Below are 18,989 nucleotides of genomic sequence, written 5' to 3' on the forward strand. Positions count from 1 at the left end.
TTGCCTGAGTGGTGAGAGATTTCTATATGCTCATGAAATGAATGGTTGTCAGGTAGATGTCATGCGCGTATGCAGACGATGAGTCGCCTGCCAAAGGCTTCCTCAAACTCGCGGATCTGCTTGATGAGCAGGTCATCCAGAACATACTCTGTTGCCAATAACAGCATCCCATCCGGGCTGTATAGATCGCGTGACAGCACCATCCCGATTTCCAAATCTGCCCCGCTCAGGCGACGTTCGAGCAAGGGCTTGACCGGTACGCGCCCGACGAGTTCGCCAAAAGCACCTGCAACCATGGGGTCATAACGGAACTTGCTGCCTTCCAGCACATAGGCTTTGGCTTCTTCCGCGTTCATGCGTTTGGCACTGATCAGCCCGATCTGGGCTGCGTCATAATCGTTGGCTAGGGCAAGGATGCGCGCGCCTAGTGGAATGGCGTCTTTGGTCAGCATGTCCGGGAAACCCTGCCCATCCCAGCGTTCATGGTGGCTGCGGATGATCTCGGCCACCCCGCGCATGTCCGGCAGCGACATGAGGGCGGCGGCCCCTGTGAGCGGATGCTTGCGGGCGAGGTTGGCTTCCTCCCCGGTCATCTTGGTGATGGGTTTGCCAAAAAGCAGGTCTGGATAGCCGATTTTGCCAATGTCATGGAGTAGGCCCGCGAGCAGGATTTCGTGGGTCAGCTCTGGGCCCACCCCCAGTTTTTCGGCGAGCTTGCGCGAGATGTCTGCCACCCGGCGGCCATGCCCGGCCAGTGCCGGGGCGCGCATTTCAATCAGGTTTGAGAGCACCTGGACGGTGGTGAAGAAGTTCTTCTTGAGCTTCTCCATGGCCAGGGTCAATTCCTGATGGGCGATCTGAAGTTCTCCGGTTCGCTCGCGCACCTTGTCTTCAAGGCTGGCGTTCAATTCCCGCAGGGATTCGTTCTGTTGCTGCGTCAGCGCTTCCAGCCGTGCCTTTTCGCGTTGCAGTCCGTTAAGCTCCAGGCCCTGCTGGATTGTTTTGATCAGTTCCGCATCATCCCAGGGTTTGGTGATGTAGCGGTAAATGCCTCCTTCATTGATGGCCGAAATGGCGGAGGACACTTCTGCATGCCCGGTGAGTAGAAGCCGCAGCACATTCGGCCAGCGCTCACGCACCTGGGTCAGCAGTTGTGCGCCGCTCATGCCCGGCATGCGCATGTCGGAAATGATGAGATCTACCGGCTGTGCGCCCAGAATATCGAGTGCCGCTTCCCCACCTGGAGCAGTCAGGGTGGTATAGCCCTGCGGGCGCAGCAGGCGGCGTAGTGAGCTGAGCACATTGGGTTCGTCATCCACCAACAGGATCACCGGTACTTGGGCAAAGCCGATGGGCAGGCCGGACTCTGCGGGCGGTGTCGGGGCTTCGGCGCTATTCATGGCTGGGGGCTTTCCGTATCAGTCGGCTGGGAGATTGGCAGCGTAATCGTGAAACAGGTTCCTTCGCCCAAAGTGGAATCAACCTTTATCTTGCCGTGGTGTTTCTGGATGATGCCGTAAGACAGCGACAGCCCCAGCCCCGTGCCTTTGCCAATCGGCTTGGTGGTAAAGAAGGGGTCGAAGATGCGGCTGAGTACCTCGGGTTTCATGCCACAGCCATTGTCCTGGATCTTTATCCATACTTCTTTGTCTTCCGCGCCGGTGCTGACCTCGATTGTGCCGCGTTTGTCTGCGGGCATGGCCTGTGCAGCATTGACCAGCAGATTCATGAACACCTGGTTGAGCTGTGAAGGCAGGCATTGTACAAAAGGGAGTGTGCCAAACTTGCGTATGACATCCGCCTTGTACTTGATCTCGTTGTTGACCACGTTGAGCGTGGATTCCAGGCCACGGTGCACATCCACCCATTGCCAATCGGCATTGGCGTCGACGTGGGAGAAGTCCTTCAGATCCTGCACAATTTTCCGCACCCGCTCAATCCCTTCGCGGGATTCGTTCATCAGATCAAACAGATCTCCTTTCAGATAATCCAGATCAATTTCCTTGCGCAGTTTGCCCAGGCCCTGGCGAACAGGTTCTTCGCAAATCTGGGATTCGGCGGCAACGTAGGCGTCAATCAGGCGGATAAGCTCACCCAGGTAGGTTTGCAAACTGCCGAAGTTGGAGAATACATATCCAATCGGGTTATTGATTTCATGCGCCACGCCAGCGGCAAGCTGGCCGATGGATGCTAGTTTTTCGTTCTGGACGAGTTGTTGCTGGCTTTGCATGAGGCGATCCTGCGTTTCATGCAATTGTGTATTCAGGCTGGTGACTTCAAGCAGGTGGCGCTGCATTTCGTTTTCCACCATTGTGCGGCGGGCGATGTCTTCCTCCAGCGCAGCCTTGGCCTCCAGCAGTTCGTGGGTGCGCTCGGTCACCAAGTGTTCTGCGGCCTGATGCGCGTGCCGGAGTTCTTCTTCCGCGCGCTTGCGCGCCGAAATATCAATCAGGGTCTCAATGGCACCCACGATGCGCCCATTGATGTCGCGCAGCGGGGCGGCGGTCAGATGCAGCCAGGCTCCGGAAGTGCCTGTTTTCGGGAAGAAGTTTTCAAGCTGGTAGGCGTTATCAACGAACCCCATTGGCGTGCACATGCTTTGTGGATATTTTTGTGAAACGGCTTCCGCTGATAAACCATCTACAATCAGATCAGCCAATACGGGGCGGGCCTCCATGTAGAACCCTCGCCATGCTTCTGTGGTATCCAATATTGATTGGGCGTCGATTCCGGTGAGAGATTCGCAGACCCTGTTCCAGTGTGTGACACGGTGCTGCTCATCAATCACGAAGATGCCGACAGGGGCGCTGCCGATGGTGTCAGCAAGCATCTGCTCGACATGTACGCGCTGGGTGACATCTAGCAGGGTCTGGATGGCGCCGATGATGTCGCCATTGGCATTGCGCAACGGCGTGGCGGCCACGTGCAGCCAGCGGCTGTGCCCCCCGGCCAGATTCTCAAAGAAGATTTCAGCCTCATAGGCACCATCCGCTGCGGGAGATTTCCAGAAGCGGCCCTTGTAGTGCCTGCTCAACTCCGCTTCGTCAATGGGGTTCATGACCCAGTCGGCCAGCAGCGGGCGTTCTACCTCTCCAAATGCGCGCCACGCTTCATCACTGCCGACCATCTGGCTGGCCGAGGTGCCGGAAATGACTTCGCAGGCCCGATTCCAGTGGGTGATCTGGTGATCCTTGTCCAACACAAAGGTGCCGACCGGGTAGCCTTCGATGATCTCGGTGAGCATTTGCAGCATGGAGGCTTCGGCGCCCTCGGCCCGCATGCGCGAGGTGACATCGGTACAGGTGGCAATCTGTACCGTGCGGTCTTCAAAGGCAGAAGCTTGCATGCTGACTTCAAACCAGCGGTCTGTGCCATCGCGCATGGGCCAGGGCAGGGCGTCTGCCCAGCTTTGCCCCAGGGTGAAGTCAACCCAGGCTTCTCCCCCCAGTTCGCGTAGCCCCTGGCTTTGCAGTTCATGCAAGCTCTGGCCGACAATTCTGGAGAAGGTGGTGTTGGCGAAGAGAATGTTGTTGCCATCAATCACCAGTACGCCCACGTCGACCATGTCGAACAGGAGGAAACTCTGCCAGTGCAAGATGTTATGCGTGTTCAGCATGACACACCTCGGGGATGATGATCACGATGCAGCCTTGGCCCTTGTGTGGCAAAGCTTGTACTTGCACGGTGAAGGGTTTTCCACCCAAGGTGAGTGGGCTGCGCTCCGGATTGGCCTGATTGATTTTCTCCACCAACGCTTCAGGCAGTGTTTCGGCTGCGGGGCGTCCCAGCGCCAGATGCCCGTCAAGGAGCTTCAGGGCTGCCGCATTGGAGAACATGATCTGGCTTGCGCTGTCGATGCCCAGTAATGCAATCGGCAGGTAGTGGAGGATGCTCTGCGTATTTTGTAGCGCATCTTGGGTGAATTCGGCCCTTTCGGCCAACAGGTGGTTGGCCTGGGCCAACTCCTCATTCACTTCGACCAGCATGCTGTGCAGCATCCGGTTTTCGTCTTGAATCCACTTGTGGCGCAGCGCTTCCTTGATGGACAGGCGCAATATCTCGTCATCCCAGGGCTTGGTGAGGAATTTGTAGACAGCACCTTCATTGATGGCGGCGGTGACGCTTTCCAGATCGGTATAGCCCGACAGGATGATGCGCACGCTGTCCGGGCTCAGATTGCGGGTCAGGCGCAGGAATTCGGTGCCGATCATATGCGGCATGCGCTGGTCAGACATGATGACGTCGACCTTCTCCTGCTTGAGTATCTCCAGTCCGGCCTGCCCACTGGTGGCACATAGAAGGCGATACCCTTCTTTGCGCAGCAGGCGGCGAAGTGAAGACAGGATATTCTCCTCATCGTCGACCAGCAGCAGCGTACTGGGTGTGACCTCGATGCTTGAATCGCCAGGGCCCTGTACGGTTTCCATGAGCGCGTCTCCATGAGCTTGCATGAACAGGCCCGAGCTTTCGTCCATTTGGGGTCAATATAGCTCAGCCCGGACGGATAGGATAAAACGCCTTGTAATTTGTAAGGGGCGTGCCTGCCCGCATGGCGTATAGGCAAGACCTGTCTGGGAGGGGGAAAAGGAGGAAAGGCCACCCCTTGCGCGGGGTGGATCAGCGCCTTTTCATCGGCGCTGTGTATGTCAGCAAGTTTGCGGGCCAGGACTCAGATTGATTTTTGCCATATCCCTGTATCGAGATAGCGGCCAAACTTGAAGCCCGAGCGCACCAGGGTGCCTACGGCGGCAAAACCGAGCGATTCATGCAGCGCAGCACTGGCCGGGTTGGGCAGGGCAACCACCCCGATCATCTCACGGTATCCTTGTTCATGGGCACGGTGGATGATCGCGTTGTAGAGCAGCGTGCCCAAGCCTTTGCCACGCGCCTGCGGGGCGAGGTAGATGGAGGACTCCACGACGTGGTCATACGCGGCGCGTTCCCGGAAGCGGCCATAGTAACCATAGCCCAGCACGCCGGATTCGTCTTCGGCCACCAGCCAGTCATGCTTGCGCTGCTTGGCAAGGATGCGCTCACGCATGGCTTCCACGCTCACCGCTTCCAATTCGTAGGTGACTGTTGTGTCGAGAATGAATGGGTTGTAGATCTCGCAAATGCGAGCAGCATCTTCAAGGCTTGCCTGACGGATTTTCATGCTACGCGTGGTCCCACCGTGATGTTCAAGCTTCCCAGCCGGTCAATGGAACCTTCCATGACATCGCCTGGCAGCACCGGCCCCACGCCCTTGGGGGTGCCCGTCAGAATCAGATCTCCTGCCTGGAGTTCGAAGTAGCGTGAGAGTTCTGCCACGATCTGTGGAATTTTCCAGATCAGCATATCCAGGTTGGAGTCCTGGCGGATTTCACCATTGACCTTCAGGCAGATACGCCCGCTTTCCAGATGGCCGACGGCTTGGGCCGGATGAATCGGGCCGCAGGGGCAGGACGCGTCAAACGATTTGCCTGCCTCCCAGGGGTGACCATGCTTTTTGAGTTTATCTTGGATGTCTCGCTTGGTCATGTCCAGCGCAATGGCATAACCATAGATGTGTTGCAGTGCCTTGCCCTCGTCGATATTGTAGCCGCCTGATTGCAGCGCCAGCGCGAGTTCCAGCTCATAGTGGAGGTTCTCCGTCAGCGTGCCATATGCCATCGTGCTGCCATCCTGTACGATGGTTTGTGCGGGCTTCATGAAGAAAACGGGGGGCTGCTTCTCATCGTTGCCCAGTTCCCGGATGTGTTCCAGGTAATTGCGGCCGACACAGAAAATGCGCCGCACCGGGAAACGTTGGGGCTGGCCGACAATAGGCAATGAGACCGGGTGTGGCGGGGGGAACAGGTAATCGCTGCAGGCATCTGTGGGCATGCTATTTCTCTTGGCAGGGGTTGTCCGAAGGCTCATTATCCTCCGCTGTTTCCATGCTTGCCAAGCCTTTGCCGACGCTCAGGCCGCCTGTGAAGCGGGGCTGCGCGTCCAGTAATCGCAGGCCCGCTCCCGATCCCCCCGGGCCAGATAGAATTCCGCCGCCTGATTGGCCGCTTCTTTGATGACATTGGCGTCTTTGCTCATCGCCAATTCCAGGTAATGGATGGTGGCCTCGTCGCCCAGCTCGTGCAGGATTCTGGCGGTGGCCATTGCCGCTTGAGCGCTGCCCTGTGGGTGATCTGCCGCCTGTTGCAGCACGGGTAGCGCTTCGCGGGGCCGGTCCAGCTCAAGCAGCGCCAAACCATAGTGACATTGGTCCTGAACATGCAGATCGCTCAGTTTGCGTTGCCCGAATTGGGCGACCATCTCATGGGCCTTCATCAGACTCCGGCGGCGCGATTGCCAGGTTTGCACGTTCTCCTGCAGCCAGCGCTCGTCAAATTCCTTGCACAAACGCGGCAGGCTTTCGCTCATGAGCGTCTGCGCTGCACTGTGGGTGGCGCGTGGAGGCAATTCGGGGCGCTGGTCCAGGGCCAGGAGGCGGTCACTCAGGCAGGGCGTGGTGCTGTTGAAATCTGATGGCATTCTGAGCGTCATGGTCAGCCATGCGCTGTTGCCTGCTTCCGTGCAACCTGCCGATTGCGCGGTGCGCATCAGTGTATGCGGTGCGAATGTCGGATGGTCGGAGTAGGCCGCCTGGGCCCACAAATTCGGCCAGAACTGTTCATCCAGAAAGCGCCTGCCCAGTTCCTGCGAAATCAGCGCGTCCGCCATCAGGCGCTTGCCCACCACGGCCCCGCCCAATCGGTCTGCCTGCAATTCGCTGCGCCGTGCCATGACAAAAGAGAAGGCTTCGAAATAGGGGATGAATGCCCGCAGTGGTGCCCACGCGATCCGGTGCAGAAGATGGCCCGGCGGCAGGTGGTGCAGGAGTTCGCTCCAGTTGTTGCGCAGGCGGTAGATCCAGGCACTGAGGCCGTCCTGATGTCCGCTGATGTGCTCAAACTCGTGGGCGAGCAAGGCTGCGAATTCTTTGCGTGAGAGCAACTGCAACAAGGGGAGGCCGACCTGCAGCACATTGCGTTGCCCACCCAGGATGCCCCGGCGTGGTATTTGCCGGATGCATAGGGAGAAATCATCAGTCAGATAGACGGCTGAGATTTTCGGCCCTTTGATTTTTTTGCGGATTTTTTCGATCAGGGCATACAGCTTGGGAACCTCCCGGCCAGAGAGGCGACGGCACTCCTGTGGGAATTCCGGGCTCTTTGCAAGCTGGGACAGCAGGCCTGCGCTGACCAGGGCGACGAACAGGCCCGAGACGACCAAGGCGGGAGCAGCTTCCAGCAGCCCGAACAGTGAAACAACCACCCCGGCCAGCAGGCTGGCGACCAAGCCTAGTGGATACGCCGATGCGATCAGTGCAAGCACAATGGTCTTGAACCGATAGCGTTCGGGTGCCACAGTATGCTCGCGTTCCAAGCGGGCAATCAGGGGCTTGTAATCCTTCCAGGTCATCTATGCAAAGGGCGCAGCGGGTGGTGGGTGCAAAGAAGTAGCAAACCCTATGCCTGTAATTTTTGACTAATCGATATACGGAAAATCATGGCGGATAAACGGCTTTGGCGCGGATCATGTGACGAAAACGGGCGCTTTCGGCCAGCTGGACTGCCGAAAAATGTCGCATTTGATAAAATCGCCAGAATTGAATGTGACCTGCCTGCGTTGGCTCCGTGCGTGTCACGCAATTGCAAAACAGATTTTAAGCCGCCTGCCTGTATGATGCTGCCTGGGCAATAACCAAGCATATAGGCATCAGGACAATGGGCGAGGGCAGAGCAATTGAGGCAGGGCCATGGTATCGGCAGTTCTGGCTGCGCGTCAAACCCCATCTTTTCCTCAAAGTGTTTGGAACAGCGGTGTTTACAACGCTGTTTTTTACCGCTTATATCAATCTGCTGAAAAATCCGCTGTTTCCGGTTTTCCAGATGCCGCTCACTGTACTTGACCGGATGATCGGCGTTTTCCCGCCCGCTCTGCTCTTCTATCTCTCCTTGTGGATCTACGTATCGATCCCTCCGCTCCTGTTTGCCAGCAGGCGCCACCTTGTTGCTTATGGATGGGATATTGGGGCAGTCTGCCTGTTCGGCCTACTGTGTTTCTTGCTGGTGCCCACGGCTGTGCCGCCTGCCAATATTGATTGGGCCCTGTATCCGGGGATGGCATTCCTCAAAGGGGTGGATGCCGCTGGCAATGCCTGCCCCTCGCTGCACGTGGCTACAGCGGTATTTTCCGCGATCTGGATGCATGTGCACCTGCGCGATATGCGCTGGCATGGCAGTCTGCACTGGGCCAACTGGCTGTGGTGCATCGGGATCGTCTATTCCACCATGGCGACCAAGCAACATGTGGCACTGGATGTGCTGGCGGGGTGCTTGCTGGGCGGTCTTGGCGCGTGGTTTTCCATGCGCCGCAAGGTCTATCAGGCGGCCTGATAGGAGATCAGGCGTCCAGTGGAGGCTGAAAATCTTTCCACAGTGGCAGCTTGTGTTTGGCACGCGCCAACGCGTAGTAGCTGGCCATACCCAGGCCAAATGCCACGCCCAGCCCTGCAGAGATTGCCAGCCACAATTCCCCGCGCAAAGCGCTGGCGTGGGTGTGCGCAAAAGCCCAGATGCCCAATGCGATAGCGAGGCCAAAACTGCCGCCCATGGCAGTCGCCACGCTCCCGAATCTGGCCATGTGCGGTGGCGGGCAATCAATGCCTACACGCCATAACAAGATGACTGCCAGGGGCGCATAGCTATTGGGCGCAATGCCGGTTTTCTGGAGCAAAGCCAGTGCAGCTCTGCGCTTGGGCGTCAAATCGATCTGGATCATGCTTGCAAAGGGGAAAAGGTTTAGCGCCCAATCCTACACCGGCATGTGGGAATGCCGAAGCAAACTTTGTTACGACAGGGCCGGAGCCCTGTCCAGTGACTACTTGTGACCGGCTTGCCAGCGCAGTCCCCAGCTGTAGCGGCGATCCAGATCCTCATGCCCCGAGAAATACTCTGCCAACTTGGTGACTTTCAAGCTGCCACCATCGTTTTCCAGCATTGCAACGGCACACATGCCCTTGTTCTTGTCATGCTGATCCAGGCGAACCTCTACAGGCGGGTGCCCCGGCACGGTGATGGTCACCACCCCATTGGCTTGCGCCCAGTTCGCCACCCCCTCATAGATGAAGGCGTACACGCAGATTCGGCGCAGCTCCTGCAGATGATCGCCATTGATGAAGAGGAATTCCCCTTCCTTCACGTCCCCGGTGCGGTCATCGCCAGCCATATGGATGTAGGGCTCCACCTCATAGGCACCAAAAGTATTGCCCAAGGCTTGTACGCAGGACTTGCGCCCATCCATCATCTCAAACAGACAGCCCAGGTCCAGATCAATGCCTTTCGATTGACTGCCGAAGAAGCCCGTTTTCTGCGGTGTGCGGCTCCAGTTCAGATTGCACACAATGCGCCCGTGGCCCGCAGCACCCCGCTTTTCCAGGGAAATCTTGTCACCGCGTTTTTCCAGGGTGATCTTGGAGAGTGACACCTTCGGCGCTTCAGGCGCCGGGGCTGGCGCGACTTGCGGGGCAGGGGCTGCCGCCACCGCACCGCCAAAGTGCTGTACCAGCGCATCCAGGCCACCATTGAAACCTTGCCCCACCGCACAGAGTCGCCATGCCCCATCCTTGCGATAGAGTTCCAGCAACATCACCGCACGCTCTGCTGCAAAATGGCTGCCATCAAACGCATAGCGCGCAGCTTCCGTACCGTTGGCGATCAGGTTTGCCACGCAAGCGCCCAGCTGATTCATCTGCCCGGCGCCATCAATCGCCAAGGTGATCGTCAGCGAATCGATGCTCGCAGGCAGGCGCGCCAGATCAAATTCAAATTGCCCACTCCCCGCCAGCTTCACCGCCCCGCAGGGGCTGGCAGGCTGGTTGAAGAAGGTCATGTAGCGTTCATCAGAAAGCTTCTTGCTGGCATCCAAGCCGAAACAGGCCACGTCGACCGTCATTCCGCCGGTATTCAAGGCCAACTGAATTGAAAAGGCTTTGTCTGCCAAGCCCAGATCGGCAAGTTTGACCCGCTGCCCACGCGCAATCTGCATCTTGAATCCCCTTGGTGTTTTGTAAGTGTATGAATATATCCTGAAACTAGCTTGGCTAGTTATGGCTTTTTAGGGTGAGAGACTTGCTGGCGTAGGGACTGCAACAGGCATGTTGCTTTGAAAAAGTAGATCAGGCAGCCAATGTGCCTGGCTCCAAAACTGCGGAGATTTGTGCGTGCAGCCCTGGAATTTGGGCTGATTACATATTGCATAGGTGGGTCACACGTAGTCGTTGGAATAAGGTTTGATCAGGAGGGGCGTTGGGAAGACATATTGCATCTGAAGCGATTGAAGCAACTTGGCTGCGTACTGTAAGCAATGGTAGGGGCACGTACCTGTTATGCCTGATTTCTGAATGAAATACGTTGTTTGATGTAAAATTGCGGCAATTTTTCATAAGACAGGTAACGTCATGTTGGTTTCCCATGCTTCAGACACGGCCAGCGGGGGGCTGGCGAACACTGGAGCGCTACGTAGTGAGTTGTCTCCGTCAGCGCACGCGGGAACGGATTCTACGTACCGCCCCGACATTGATGGCTTGCGTGCGGTAGCAATTTTATCCGTCATTCTCTTCCATGCGTTTCCACGAACGATTGGCGGCGGTTTCGTCGGGGTCGATGTGTTTTTTGTGATCTCTGGCTACCTGATTTCCAAAATTATTTTTTCCAATCTGGCAGATGGCAGCTTTAGTTTTCTAGATTTTTATTTTCGCCGGATCAAAAGAATATTTCCCGCTCTTCTTGTTGTCATTATCACTTCGCTTGTCGTCGGGTGGTTTTTTCTGGTACCAAATGAATTGAAGCTGCTGGGCAAGCATGCGGCGGCAGGGTCTGGATTTGTTCAGAATTTTGCTTTGTGGGGCGAGGCCGGATATTTTGACTCTGCGTCTGAACAAAAGCCGCTCATGCATCTGTGGTCACTGGCGGTAGAGGAACAGTTCTATGTGCTGTATCCATTATTGATGTGGTGCGCATGGCGATTCAAGCACAATATTCTCTTGGCTATTTCCACACTTGCGCTGCTGTCGTTTGGCGCCAACGTATATCTGATCAGGTACGACGTCTCTGCCGCATTCTTTTTACCACAAGCACGTTTCTGGGAGCTGATGATTGGTGGATGGCTGGCTTATGTTCATGTTTTTAGGCGTGATTTTGTAACGATGTTTCTGGGGCGTCTGTCGGGCCGCCAACACATCATCCAAGGCAGTTTTGCCGCACTTGGTTTGGTGATGATCATCGCATCTGTGGTCTTGTTCAGAAAGCGGATGTATTTCCCAGGTTGGCTTGCTTTGTTCCCGACCATTGGCGCTTTTTTGATTATTTGCGCGGGGCCCCAGGCATGGGTTAACAGAGTGATATTGTCGAGCCGGATAATGTGCTTTTTTGGCAAAATTAGCTATCCGCTCTACATGTGGCACTGGCCTGTGCTGTCGTTCCTCTTGATCGTCAGAACCAAGAGCCTTCCCCCTGCTGGGGCGATTGTCGTGTTGGCAATATGCGTTCTCTTGGCGTGGCTGACCTATCGCTTTGTCGAATACCCCATTCGATTTGGAACTCCGGCCAAAGGCAAGGGGATTGCTTTGGGTGCTCTGCTTGCCATGGCGTGTGTGGTCGGATGCACAACGTTCAACCTCAATGGATTTCCTTATAGAATTCATGATGAGCAGACAAGAAGTTTGGCGGAGGTTACAGATGTATATTCGTATTTTGAATACAATAAAACCTTACGAGCATACGTTTGTCACTCAGTAACGGTGGCCGAGGCGTATGCGAATAAGTGCATTGTAGATAGCCCGAACTCCGTATTTATATGGGGGGACTCTTATGCTGCGGCGCTGTTTTCTGGCTTGAATTATGTCAGGAAGAGCGGAATGCTTGAGCTTAGTCAGCTCACTGATGGCAACGGCCCGCCGTTTTTTCGTGAAGATGTAAGCGCCGAGAATGGCGCTACGCTGTATGCGCTGAACAGCGCCAAACTTGAGCTTGTGAAGAAAATCCAACCGCGAGTCATCTTGATCTCATGGATGGTTGATGGCGCAAATGGTGTGTTGCCAAAAGAGCAGGCCGTGAAGGATTTTTCCCAGACCATCCAAAAAATCAAGAACGCCTGCCCACATTCCAAAATCGTAGTGGTTGGCCCCGTGCCCAAATGGAGAATTTCCTTAACGCACCAATTGGTTGGGTACTACTTTGAGACTGGGAAAACGGCACCCAACTACATGCAATATGGCTTGGAAAATGAACCTCCAATGTGGGATGCCTACTTTAAAAAGGAAATTCCTAGGCTGGGTGTTACATACATTTCGGTCTTGGATTTGATGTGCACTGCGGATGGGTGCCTCACAAAAACAAGCCGTGATCCAAAAAGTGTCACTGCGATTGATTCGGGGCATTTGACCAGGGAAGGGTCTATATTCCTTGCGGAACGCATCAAGGAACAGATATTTAATCCCTGATTTCTTCTGTGAAAATCACACTGAGCCAATTGATCTCAGATTACGGCAAGCGCGCATGAGCCTGGTGCCAAGCGGCCAGCCAGAGTGAGCTACAAATACGCTTATGTGCTATTGCTGAGCGCTCGGCGGCGCCCGGCGGGCTTGGCTGGATTCGCGCACGATCAGCTCGCCGCGTAACATAATGCGGCGCACGACCTGCTCGGGTTGGGCAATGCGGGCGAGCAGGAGTTCGATAGCAGAGCGGCCCATTTCATAGGTGGGCTGGGCGATGACGGTGATGGCAGGGGTGAGCAGCCGCGTCCAGGGCATGTCGTCGAACCCCGCCAGTGCGATGTCATCAGGATATTTCAGGCCTGTGTCGCGTAGCGCCTCGACGAGCCCGAGCAGGATCAGCCCGCTGCTGGCAACGATGACATCGGGAAGTGGGCGCTGGCGTTCCAGAAAATTACGTGCGGCAATGCGTGCTTCTTCCACGGTGGGTTTGAGGGCTTGGGCGATGGGGCTAAGACCGGCGCCTGCCAGTGCGGATAAGTATCCGTCATAACGCTGCTGCCCGGTGGCGCTGCTTGCACCATAGAAGAAGGCAATCTTGCGATGGCCGTTGTCGACCAGATGACGGGTCAGGCGCAAGGATGCGTCCATATTGTCCAGCACCACGGCATCGGCTTCCACCATGCTGTTGCAACGGTCGACGAGTACCACCGGGAAGGGGTATTCCGTTGGCCTGTAGTTGTTCAACCGCGCCAGGGTGGGGGAGAGAATGACGCCAGCAACGTTCTCGTCGCGCATCATCTGTAGATAGAAGGATTCCTTTTCAGGGTCTTCGTCTGCGTTGCAGAGCATCACGCGCAGGCGGTTGGCGTATGCCATGTCTTCTACGGCGCGGCTGACTTCCATGAAGAAGGGGTTGCGGATGTCGGAGACGATCAGCCCCAGCGTATCCGTGCGGCGCGAGCGTAAGCGCCGGGCGGCCAGATCCGGGCGGTAGCCCAGGGCTTCGACAGAGGCCATCACTCGTGCGCGGGTGGGTTCGCTGACGCCAGGCAGCCCTGCCAGTACGCGCGAAACCGATGCGACGGACACCCCCGCGTGTTTTGCTACGTCCTGGATTCTTGCCATCTGTGAACTCCTTGTAATCGATTACCTTCTTGTTACATCAATTTTGCCTGAAAACCAAGGTAAATGGATGTTTTATATCAACAAGGCTTGAGGCTTTAAGGGGGTACCCTTCTAGGTGTGTTTGTTAAGTACATGAATATAAATGGTTGTTGTGCTTGTTTCTAAGCGGGGAGAGATCGATATTAAATTCTTTCATTGACACATACAGAGTAATCGATTACAAATACAACAAACCAAACTCACCCTATGTAGCGAGATTTGCTAATGGAAACGATTACGAAGTCCTGTGTCTGCCTCAACTCCCAGGCGCGTACCAAGGAAGAGGCGATCCGCTTGGCTGGCAAGCTGCTGGTGGCAGCGGGTTATATCGGCGAACCCTATGTGGAAAGCCTGCTCAAGCGTGAAGCGGTGGCCAATACCCTGCTGGGCGCTGGGGTGGCGATTCCGCACGGCATGATCGAAGATCGCCATCACATCAAGGCCACCGGTGTGGCTGTGGTGCAGGTCCCGCAAGGGGTGGATTGGAAGGATGGCAATCGTGCCCACCTGATTGTGGCCATTGCCGCCCAGTCTGACGAACATATCGCCCTGTTGCGCCGCCTGACGCGCCTGATGCAGCAGGAGGGGGCCATTGATGCGCTGGTGCGCACGCAGGATGCTGACGAGATCGTCGCCGCGCTGACCGGCACCCCTGCTGCGCCCAAGCCGGTGGCTGCATCCAACTGGAGGGCTGACGCCGAGTTGAGCTGGGTGGTGGATTATCCCAATGGCCTGCATGCGCGCCCGGCTACGCGCTGGGTGGAGGTCGCCAAGCGCCATGCCTGTGAGTTGAAAGTTTTTAAGGGTGAGGAGAGCGCTGATGCCAAGGCTCTGACCACTTTGTTGGGGCTGGGTGTGGTGGCAGGCGATACCCTGCGCTTCTGCGCTGCGGGCGCTGGGGCTAAGGCCGCTGTGGATGAATTGTTTGCGGTTGTTACTACGCTGAGTGCTGAAGAAAAGGCCGATGCCGAGCGTGCCAAGATTGCCGCCGCCATGGCACGTGCCCAGGCGCCGGTCTGGCAGGCTGGGCCTGCTGCCCGCTGCCTGCGTGGGATCGGAGCAAGCCCCGGCCTGGCGGTGGGGCGCATTGTTCATCATGAATCGCAGGTGCTGGTGGCAGAAGATACCCCAGGGGATGTGATGGCCGACGGCGCCGCGCTGGAAGCCGCGTTGGGGGCTGTCAGCACAGAATTGAGCACTCTGGAGGAAGATGCCAAGCGTCGCCTGGGTGCAGGTGAGGCCGCGATTTTTGCTGCCCAGCGCGAACTGGTGACCGATACCGGCCTGCTGCGCGCGACGCTGGGTGAAGTGATGCGCGGTCATGGTGTGGCCTGGGCCTGGAAGAAGGTATTGGATGCCCGCGTCGAACATCAACGTCAATTGCCTGACCCGCTGTTGGCTGCACGGGCGCTTGACTTGCGTGACGCAGGGGACCGCGTGCTGGCTCGTCTTCTGGGGGTGGAGCGCAAGGCGCTGACCCTGTGCGAGCCCAGTATCGTCGTGGCTGAGGATCTGACGCCTTCCGATACCCTGCAACTGGATATGCGCCATGTGGTGGGCTTGGCCATCAGTAGCGGCGGGCCGACTTCCCACACTGCAATCCTGGCGCGCACGCTTGGGCTGCCTTCGATTGTGGCGGCGGGCGAGGTGCTGCTGGCGGTTCCAGCTGGGGCGCAGGCAGTGATTGATGGCACCACGGGATGCGTCTACCTGGAATGCTCGGAAGCAGATATCGCTTCCGCACGCACTGCAATCGAAAAGCTCGCCCGTGTGCGGGCGCAGATGGAAACTGGTCGTTATAACCGTGCGACCACCACCGATGGACACACGGTTGAAGTCATCGCCAACATCACCAGCGCCAAGCAGGCTGCTGTGGCTGTGGAGGCAGGGGCCGAAGGCGTGGGCCTAATGCGGACCGAATTCCTCTATCTGGAACGCGACCGTGGCCCCAGTGAAGATGAGCAGTACGAAGTTTACAAGGCGACCATCGAAGCCCTGGGTGGCCGCCCGCTGGTGATCCGCACGCTGGATATCGGCGGCGACAAGCAGGTGCCTTATCTTGATCTGCCGCACGAGGAAAACCCCTTCCTGGGCGTGCGCGGCGCGCGCTTGTTGCTCGCCCGCCCGGATTTGCTGCGTACCCAGTTGCGTGCCTTATACCGCGCTGCTGCGCATGGCCCGCTGGAAATCATGTTCCCGATGATTACCGAGCTGGCCGAAGTGACTGCTTTGCGGGCTGAGTGCGAAGCGGTGCGTGCCTCGTTGAATGCGCCCAAGGTACCGATCGGCATCATGGTTGAGGTGCCTGCTGTGGCGGTGATGGCGGATCGCTTTGCTGCCGTGGTGGATTTCTTCTCCATCGGCACCAATGACCTGACCCAATACGTGCTGGCGATGGATCGCCAGCACCCACAACTCGCTGCGCAGGCCGATAGCCTCAACCCCGCCGTGCTGGCGCTGATCGCCAATACGGCTAAGGCTGCCAAGGCAGCGGGCGTGCATGTGGGGGTGTGTGGTGGCTTGGCGGGCGACCCGTTGGGCGCACGTATCCTGACAGGGCTGGGTGTGAATGCCCTGTCGATGAGTGCGCAGGATGTGGCTGCCGTCAAAGATACCCTGCGGGGCTGCTCAATGGCCGACTTGCAGGCACTGGCCGAGAAAGCCCTGGCCGCCCGCAGTGCCGAAGAGGTACGCGCGCTATGAGCCGCAACCAATCATCCTTCGCTCAGCCAGCCCTGGTGGCATGCTTTGCCCTGAACCCGGCGCTGGACCAGACTATCGAAGTGCGCGAGTTGCGTCTTGGCGAAGTCAACCGGGCCCAGCGGGCGCAGATTGATGCCGGTGGCAAGGGTGTGAACGTCGCTTCCTGCCTGGCTGATTTTTGCTCCGGCGTGGCGATCAGTGGTTTGCTGGGACGGGATAATGCTGCGCTTTTCGAGCAGTTGTTTGAAGACAAGCAGATTCTCAATCGCTGCATTTATGTGGATGGGATGACGCGGGTGAATACCAAGCTGGTTGATCCCACCCAAGGCATCACCACCGATATCAATATGCCGGGGCCGGAACTCAATGCCGCCCGCATTGCCAGCGAGATTGCCCATCTGTGCGCGATTATCGACGAACTGGCGGTTACCGTGCGCTGGTTCGTGCTGTCGGGCAGCCTGCCACCCGGTTGGCCTGCGGATACTTATGCTCAACTCATCCGGCGTGTGCGCAGCCACGGCGGCAAGGTGCTGCTGGATGCCAGTGGCAAAGCGCTGGCTGAAGGTCTGCGTGCCGAGCCGCACATCCTGAAACCCAACGAGCATGAACTAGCCGAGTTGCTGGGGCGCGAACTGGCTTCGCCTGCCGACATCGAAGCGGCTGTGCGCGAGCTGTTTGCCAAATATGCGGGGGTTGAATGTGTCGCTGTCTCAATGGGCGGCGCAGGGGCATTGTTCTTTAACCGCGCTGAAACGCTGCATGCGCAAGCTTTGCGCGTGGAGCTGATCAGTTCGGTAGGTGCGGGGGACGCGATGGTGGCTGGGGTGGTTGCCGCGTTCCTTGAGGGTTTGCCACTGGCAGGTTGCGCGCAGCTTGCCACGGCGTTTTCGGCGGCCAAGCTCTCCCGGCTGGGGCCGCATTTGCCGGAGCCGGACTTGGTCCGCGCGCTGGCCTCGACAGTTGTAGTCGGCCCCTTGGGCAAGCAGGGCTTGCAGCAGTAGCCAACATATTGCCAGAGCATGGCAGGTATCACACGGAGAAGGAGACTCAGACATGGCAAATATCGTAGCGATTACTTCGTGTCCCACGGGGATCGCGCATACCTTCATGGCAGCGGAGGGGCTGGAGCAGGGCGCAGCCAAGGCTGGCCATACGATTAAGGTGGAGACCCAAGGGTCGGTTGGCGCACAGAACCAACTCAGCGCAGCTGATATCGCGCAGGCCGATGTGGTGATCATCGCCGCCGATACCTCGGTGGAAAAATCCCGCTTCGTGGGTAAGAAGCTCTATGAAACCAACACCAAGGCAGCCATCAACGATGGCGCTGCCGTGGTGACAACCGCGCTGGAGCAGGGCAAGGTTTATCAGGTGGCTGCTGCATCAGGTGGGGCAAACTATGCCGATCAGGTCAAGGATGCCAAAGCCCAGCAAAAAGCTGCTGCACCCGGTGTTTATCGACACCTGATGACGGGTGTGTCGTTCATGATCCCGTTTGTGGTGGCAGGGGGTTTGTTGATTGCCTTGGGTTTTGCCTTGGGTGGCATCTATGTGTATGACGATGCCCACAAGGACTCGCTGGGGCAATTTCTGTTCTTGATCGGCAAGGGCTCCTTCTCGCTGATGGTGCCAATCCTCTCCGGTTATATCGCCTACTCAATTGCCGACCGTCCCGGGATTGCTCCGGGTATGGTGGGGGGCGTGATCTCTGGGGCGGTGGGGGCTGGTTTCCTCGGTGGTATCGTCAGTGGTTTCCTGGCCGGGTATCTGGTCAAGTGGCTCAATGACACGATCAAGTTGCCGCGCACCCTCGACGGGCTCAAGCCCGTGCTGATTCTGCCTCTGTTGGGTACCACGATTGTCGGCCTGCTGATGTATTACGTGGTGGGTACGCCGGTGGCGGTGGTCTTGAAGGATCTTTCCGATTGGCTCAAAGGCATGCAGGGCAGCAGTGCGATTGTGCTGGGTCTGATCCTGGGTTGCATGATGGCCTTCGACATGGGTGGGCCGGTCAACAAGGCGGCTTACGCATTTGCCACAGGCCTTTTGACCAGCAGCATCTACACCCCGATGGCTGCCGTGATGGCCGCCGGGATGACGCCTCCGCTGGGGATCGCACTAGCCACCTTCTTGTTCCGCAATCGCTTCTCTGAAGATGAACGCGAAGCGGGCAAGGCCGCGGCTGCACTGGGTATCTCCTTCATCACCGAAGGGGCCATCCCGTTTGCCGCCAAGGACCCGTTCCGCGTCATTCCCTCGACCATGGCAGGTTCTGCCGTGGCGGGCGCCATCTCGATGGCGGCTGGTTGTGGCCTGACTGTGCCGCACGGTGGGGTGTTTGTGCTGCCGATGCCGAATGCGGTGATTAACCTGTTGCCTTACATTGTGGCGATTCTGGCCGGTACAGTCGTTACCGCAGCCATGCTATACGTGTTGAAGAAGCCGATTGCGCAGACTGCCAATTGATCTTTGTTCATCATCAGGCAAAAACGCCAGGGGCTTCCCTGGCGTTTTTGCGTTGGGGGCCATGCTTTTATGCACGCAGCGTGTGGGAGTATGTGTTTTGGGGTCAAAAACAGGTACTTTCGTCGGTTTTTACGCTTCCCAT

General features: G+C 57.4%; 14 protein-coding genes. 5 read left to right on the forward strand and 9 right to left on the reverse strand.

The genetic code is table 11. The annotated features are described in order from the left end of the window. Positions 1–59: 59 nt before the first annotated feature. The 6 genes from nosR to B145_RS0121225 form a co-directional block, all read right to left on the reverse strand. A complete protein-coding gene (nosR, locus tag B145_RS0121200; RefSeq protein WP_018610023.1) occupies positions 60–1,400 on the reverse strand; it encodes a response regulator c-di-GMP phosphodiesterase, NosR family in 1,341 nt (446 codons plus the stop codon). After that, on the reverse strand, positions 1,397–3,616 hold the full coding sequence (locus B145_RS28325; RefSeq protein ID WP_018610024.1) for an ATP-binding protein: 2,220 nt from the start codon (positions 3,614–3,616) through the stop codon (positions 1,397–1,399). Before B145_RS28325 ends, nosR begins: the two co-directional genes overlap by 4 nt. Continuing rightward, on the reverse strand, positions 3,600–4,427 hold the full coding sequence (locus B145_RS0121210) for an ATP-binding response regulator (protein WP_018610026.1): 828 nt from the start codon (positions 4,425–4,427) through the stop codon (positions 3,600–3,602). The genes B145_RS28325 and B145_RS0121210 overlap by 17 nt, the downstream gene beginning before the upstream one ends. A gap of 242 nt (positions 4,428–4,669) precedes the next feature. Further along, positions 4,670–5,155 carry a GNAT family N-acetyltransferase gene (locus tag B145_RS0121215; RefSeq protein WP_018610028.1) on the reverse strand — a complete coding sequence of 162 codons (486 nt, stop codon included), beginning with the start codon at positions 5,153–5,155 and terminating at the stop codon, positions 4,670–4,672. Then, positions 5,152–5,865 carry a fumarylacetoacetate hydrolase family protein gene (locus B145_RS0121220; protein WP_018610030.1) on the reverse strand — a complete coding sequence of 238 codons (714 nt, stop codon included), beginning with the start codon at positions 5,863–5,865 and terminating at the stop codon, positions 5,152–5,154. Before B145_RS0121220 ends, B145_RS0121215 begins: the two co-directional genes overlap by 4 nt. Before the next feature lie 78 nt (positions 5,866–5,943). Continuing rightward, positions 5,944–7,440: a M48 family metalloprotease gene (locus B145_RS0121225; RefSeq protein ID WP_018610032.1), complete on the reverse strand. Its 1,497-nt coding sequence runs from the start codon at positions 7,438–7,440 to the stop codon at positions 5,944–5,946. 305 nt (positions 7,441–7,745) lie between these two features. Between B145_RS0121225 and B145_RS26555 the strand changes: the two genes are divergently transcribed. Beyond that, the gene (locus tag B145_RS26555) at positions 7,746–8,417 is read left to right on the forward strand and encodes a phosphatase PAP2 family protein (protein ID WP_018610034.1); all 672 of its coding nucleotides are present in this window, start codon (positions 7,746–7,748) and stop codon (positions 8,415–8,417) included. A gap of 7 nt (positions 8,418–8,424) precedes the next feature. On the opposite strand, the gene B145_RS0121235 is transcribed toward B145_RS26555, so the two are convergent. Beyond that, positions 8,425–8,802: a DUF6404 family protein gene (locus tag B145_RS0121235; RefSeq protein WP_018610036.1), complete on the reverse strand. Its 378-nt coding sequence runs from the start codon at positions 8,800–8,802 to the stop codon at positions 8,425–8,427. A gap of 99 nt (positions 8,803–8,901) precedes the next feature. Beyond that, positions 8,902–10,068, reverse strand: a complete 1,167-nt coding sequence (locus B145_RS0121240; RefSeq protein ID WP_018610039.1) for a TerD family protein — start codon at positions 10,066–10,068, stop codon at positions 8,902–8,904. Between the two features lie 412 nt (positions 10,069–10,480). Between B145_RS0121240 and B145_RS0121245 the strand changes: the two genes are divergently transcribed. Continuing rightward, positions 10,481–12,523: an acyltransferase family protein gene (locus tag B145_RS0121245; RefSeq protein WP_018610041.1), complete on the forward strand. Its 2,043-nt coding sequence runs from the start codon at positions 10,481–10,483 to the stop codon at positions 12,521–12,523. Between the two features lie 108 nt (positions 12,524–12,631). Here B145_RS0121245 and B145_RS0121250 read toward each other — a convergent pair whose 3' ends face one another. Continuing rightward, positions 12,632–13,642, reverse strand: coding sequence for a LacI family DNA-binding transcriptional regulator (locus tag B145_RS0121250; protein WP_018610044.1), 1,011 nt, complete (start codon positions 13,640–13,642; stop codon positions 12,632–12,634). Between the two features lie 264 nt (positions 13,643–13,906). Here B145_RS0121250 and ptsP point away from each other — a divergent pair, with 264 nt between their 5' ends. From ptsP to B145_RS0121265, 3 genes are read left to right on the forward strand one after another with little or no spacing between them, the layout of a single operon-like run. Next, positions 13,907–16,384: a phosphoenolpyruvate--protein phosphotransferase gene (gene ptsP, locus B145_RS0121255; protein WP_018610046.1), complete on the forward strand. Its 2,478-nt coding sequence runs from the start codon at positions 13,907–13,909 to the stop codon at positions 16,382–16,384. Then, complete coding sequence (gene pfkB / locus B145_RS0121260) at positions 16,381–17,385, forward strand: 1-phosphofructokinase (RefSeq protein ID WP_018610048.1); 1,005 nt, start codon at positions 16,381–16,383, stop codon at positions 17,383–17,385. Before ptsP ends, pfkB begins: the two co-directional genes overlap by 4 nt. A 52-nt stretch (positions 17,386–17,437) precedes the next feature. Next, positions 17,438–18,847, forward strand: a complete 1,410-nt coding sequence (locus B145_RS0121265; protein ID WP_018610050.1) for a PTS fructose transporter subunit IIC — start codon at positions 17,438–17,440, stop codon at positions 18,845–18,847. Positions 18,848–18,989 lie beyond the last annotated feature (142 nt).

This window comes from Uliginosibacterium gangwonense DSM 18521, assembly GCF_000373965.1.
GTDB classification, from domain to species: domain Bacteria; phylum Pseudomonadota; class Gammaproteobacteria; order Burkholderiales; family Rhodocyclaceae; genus Uliginosibacterium; species Uliginosibacterium gangwonense.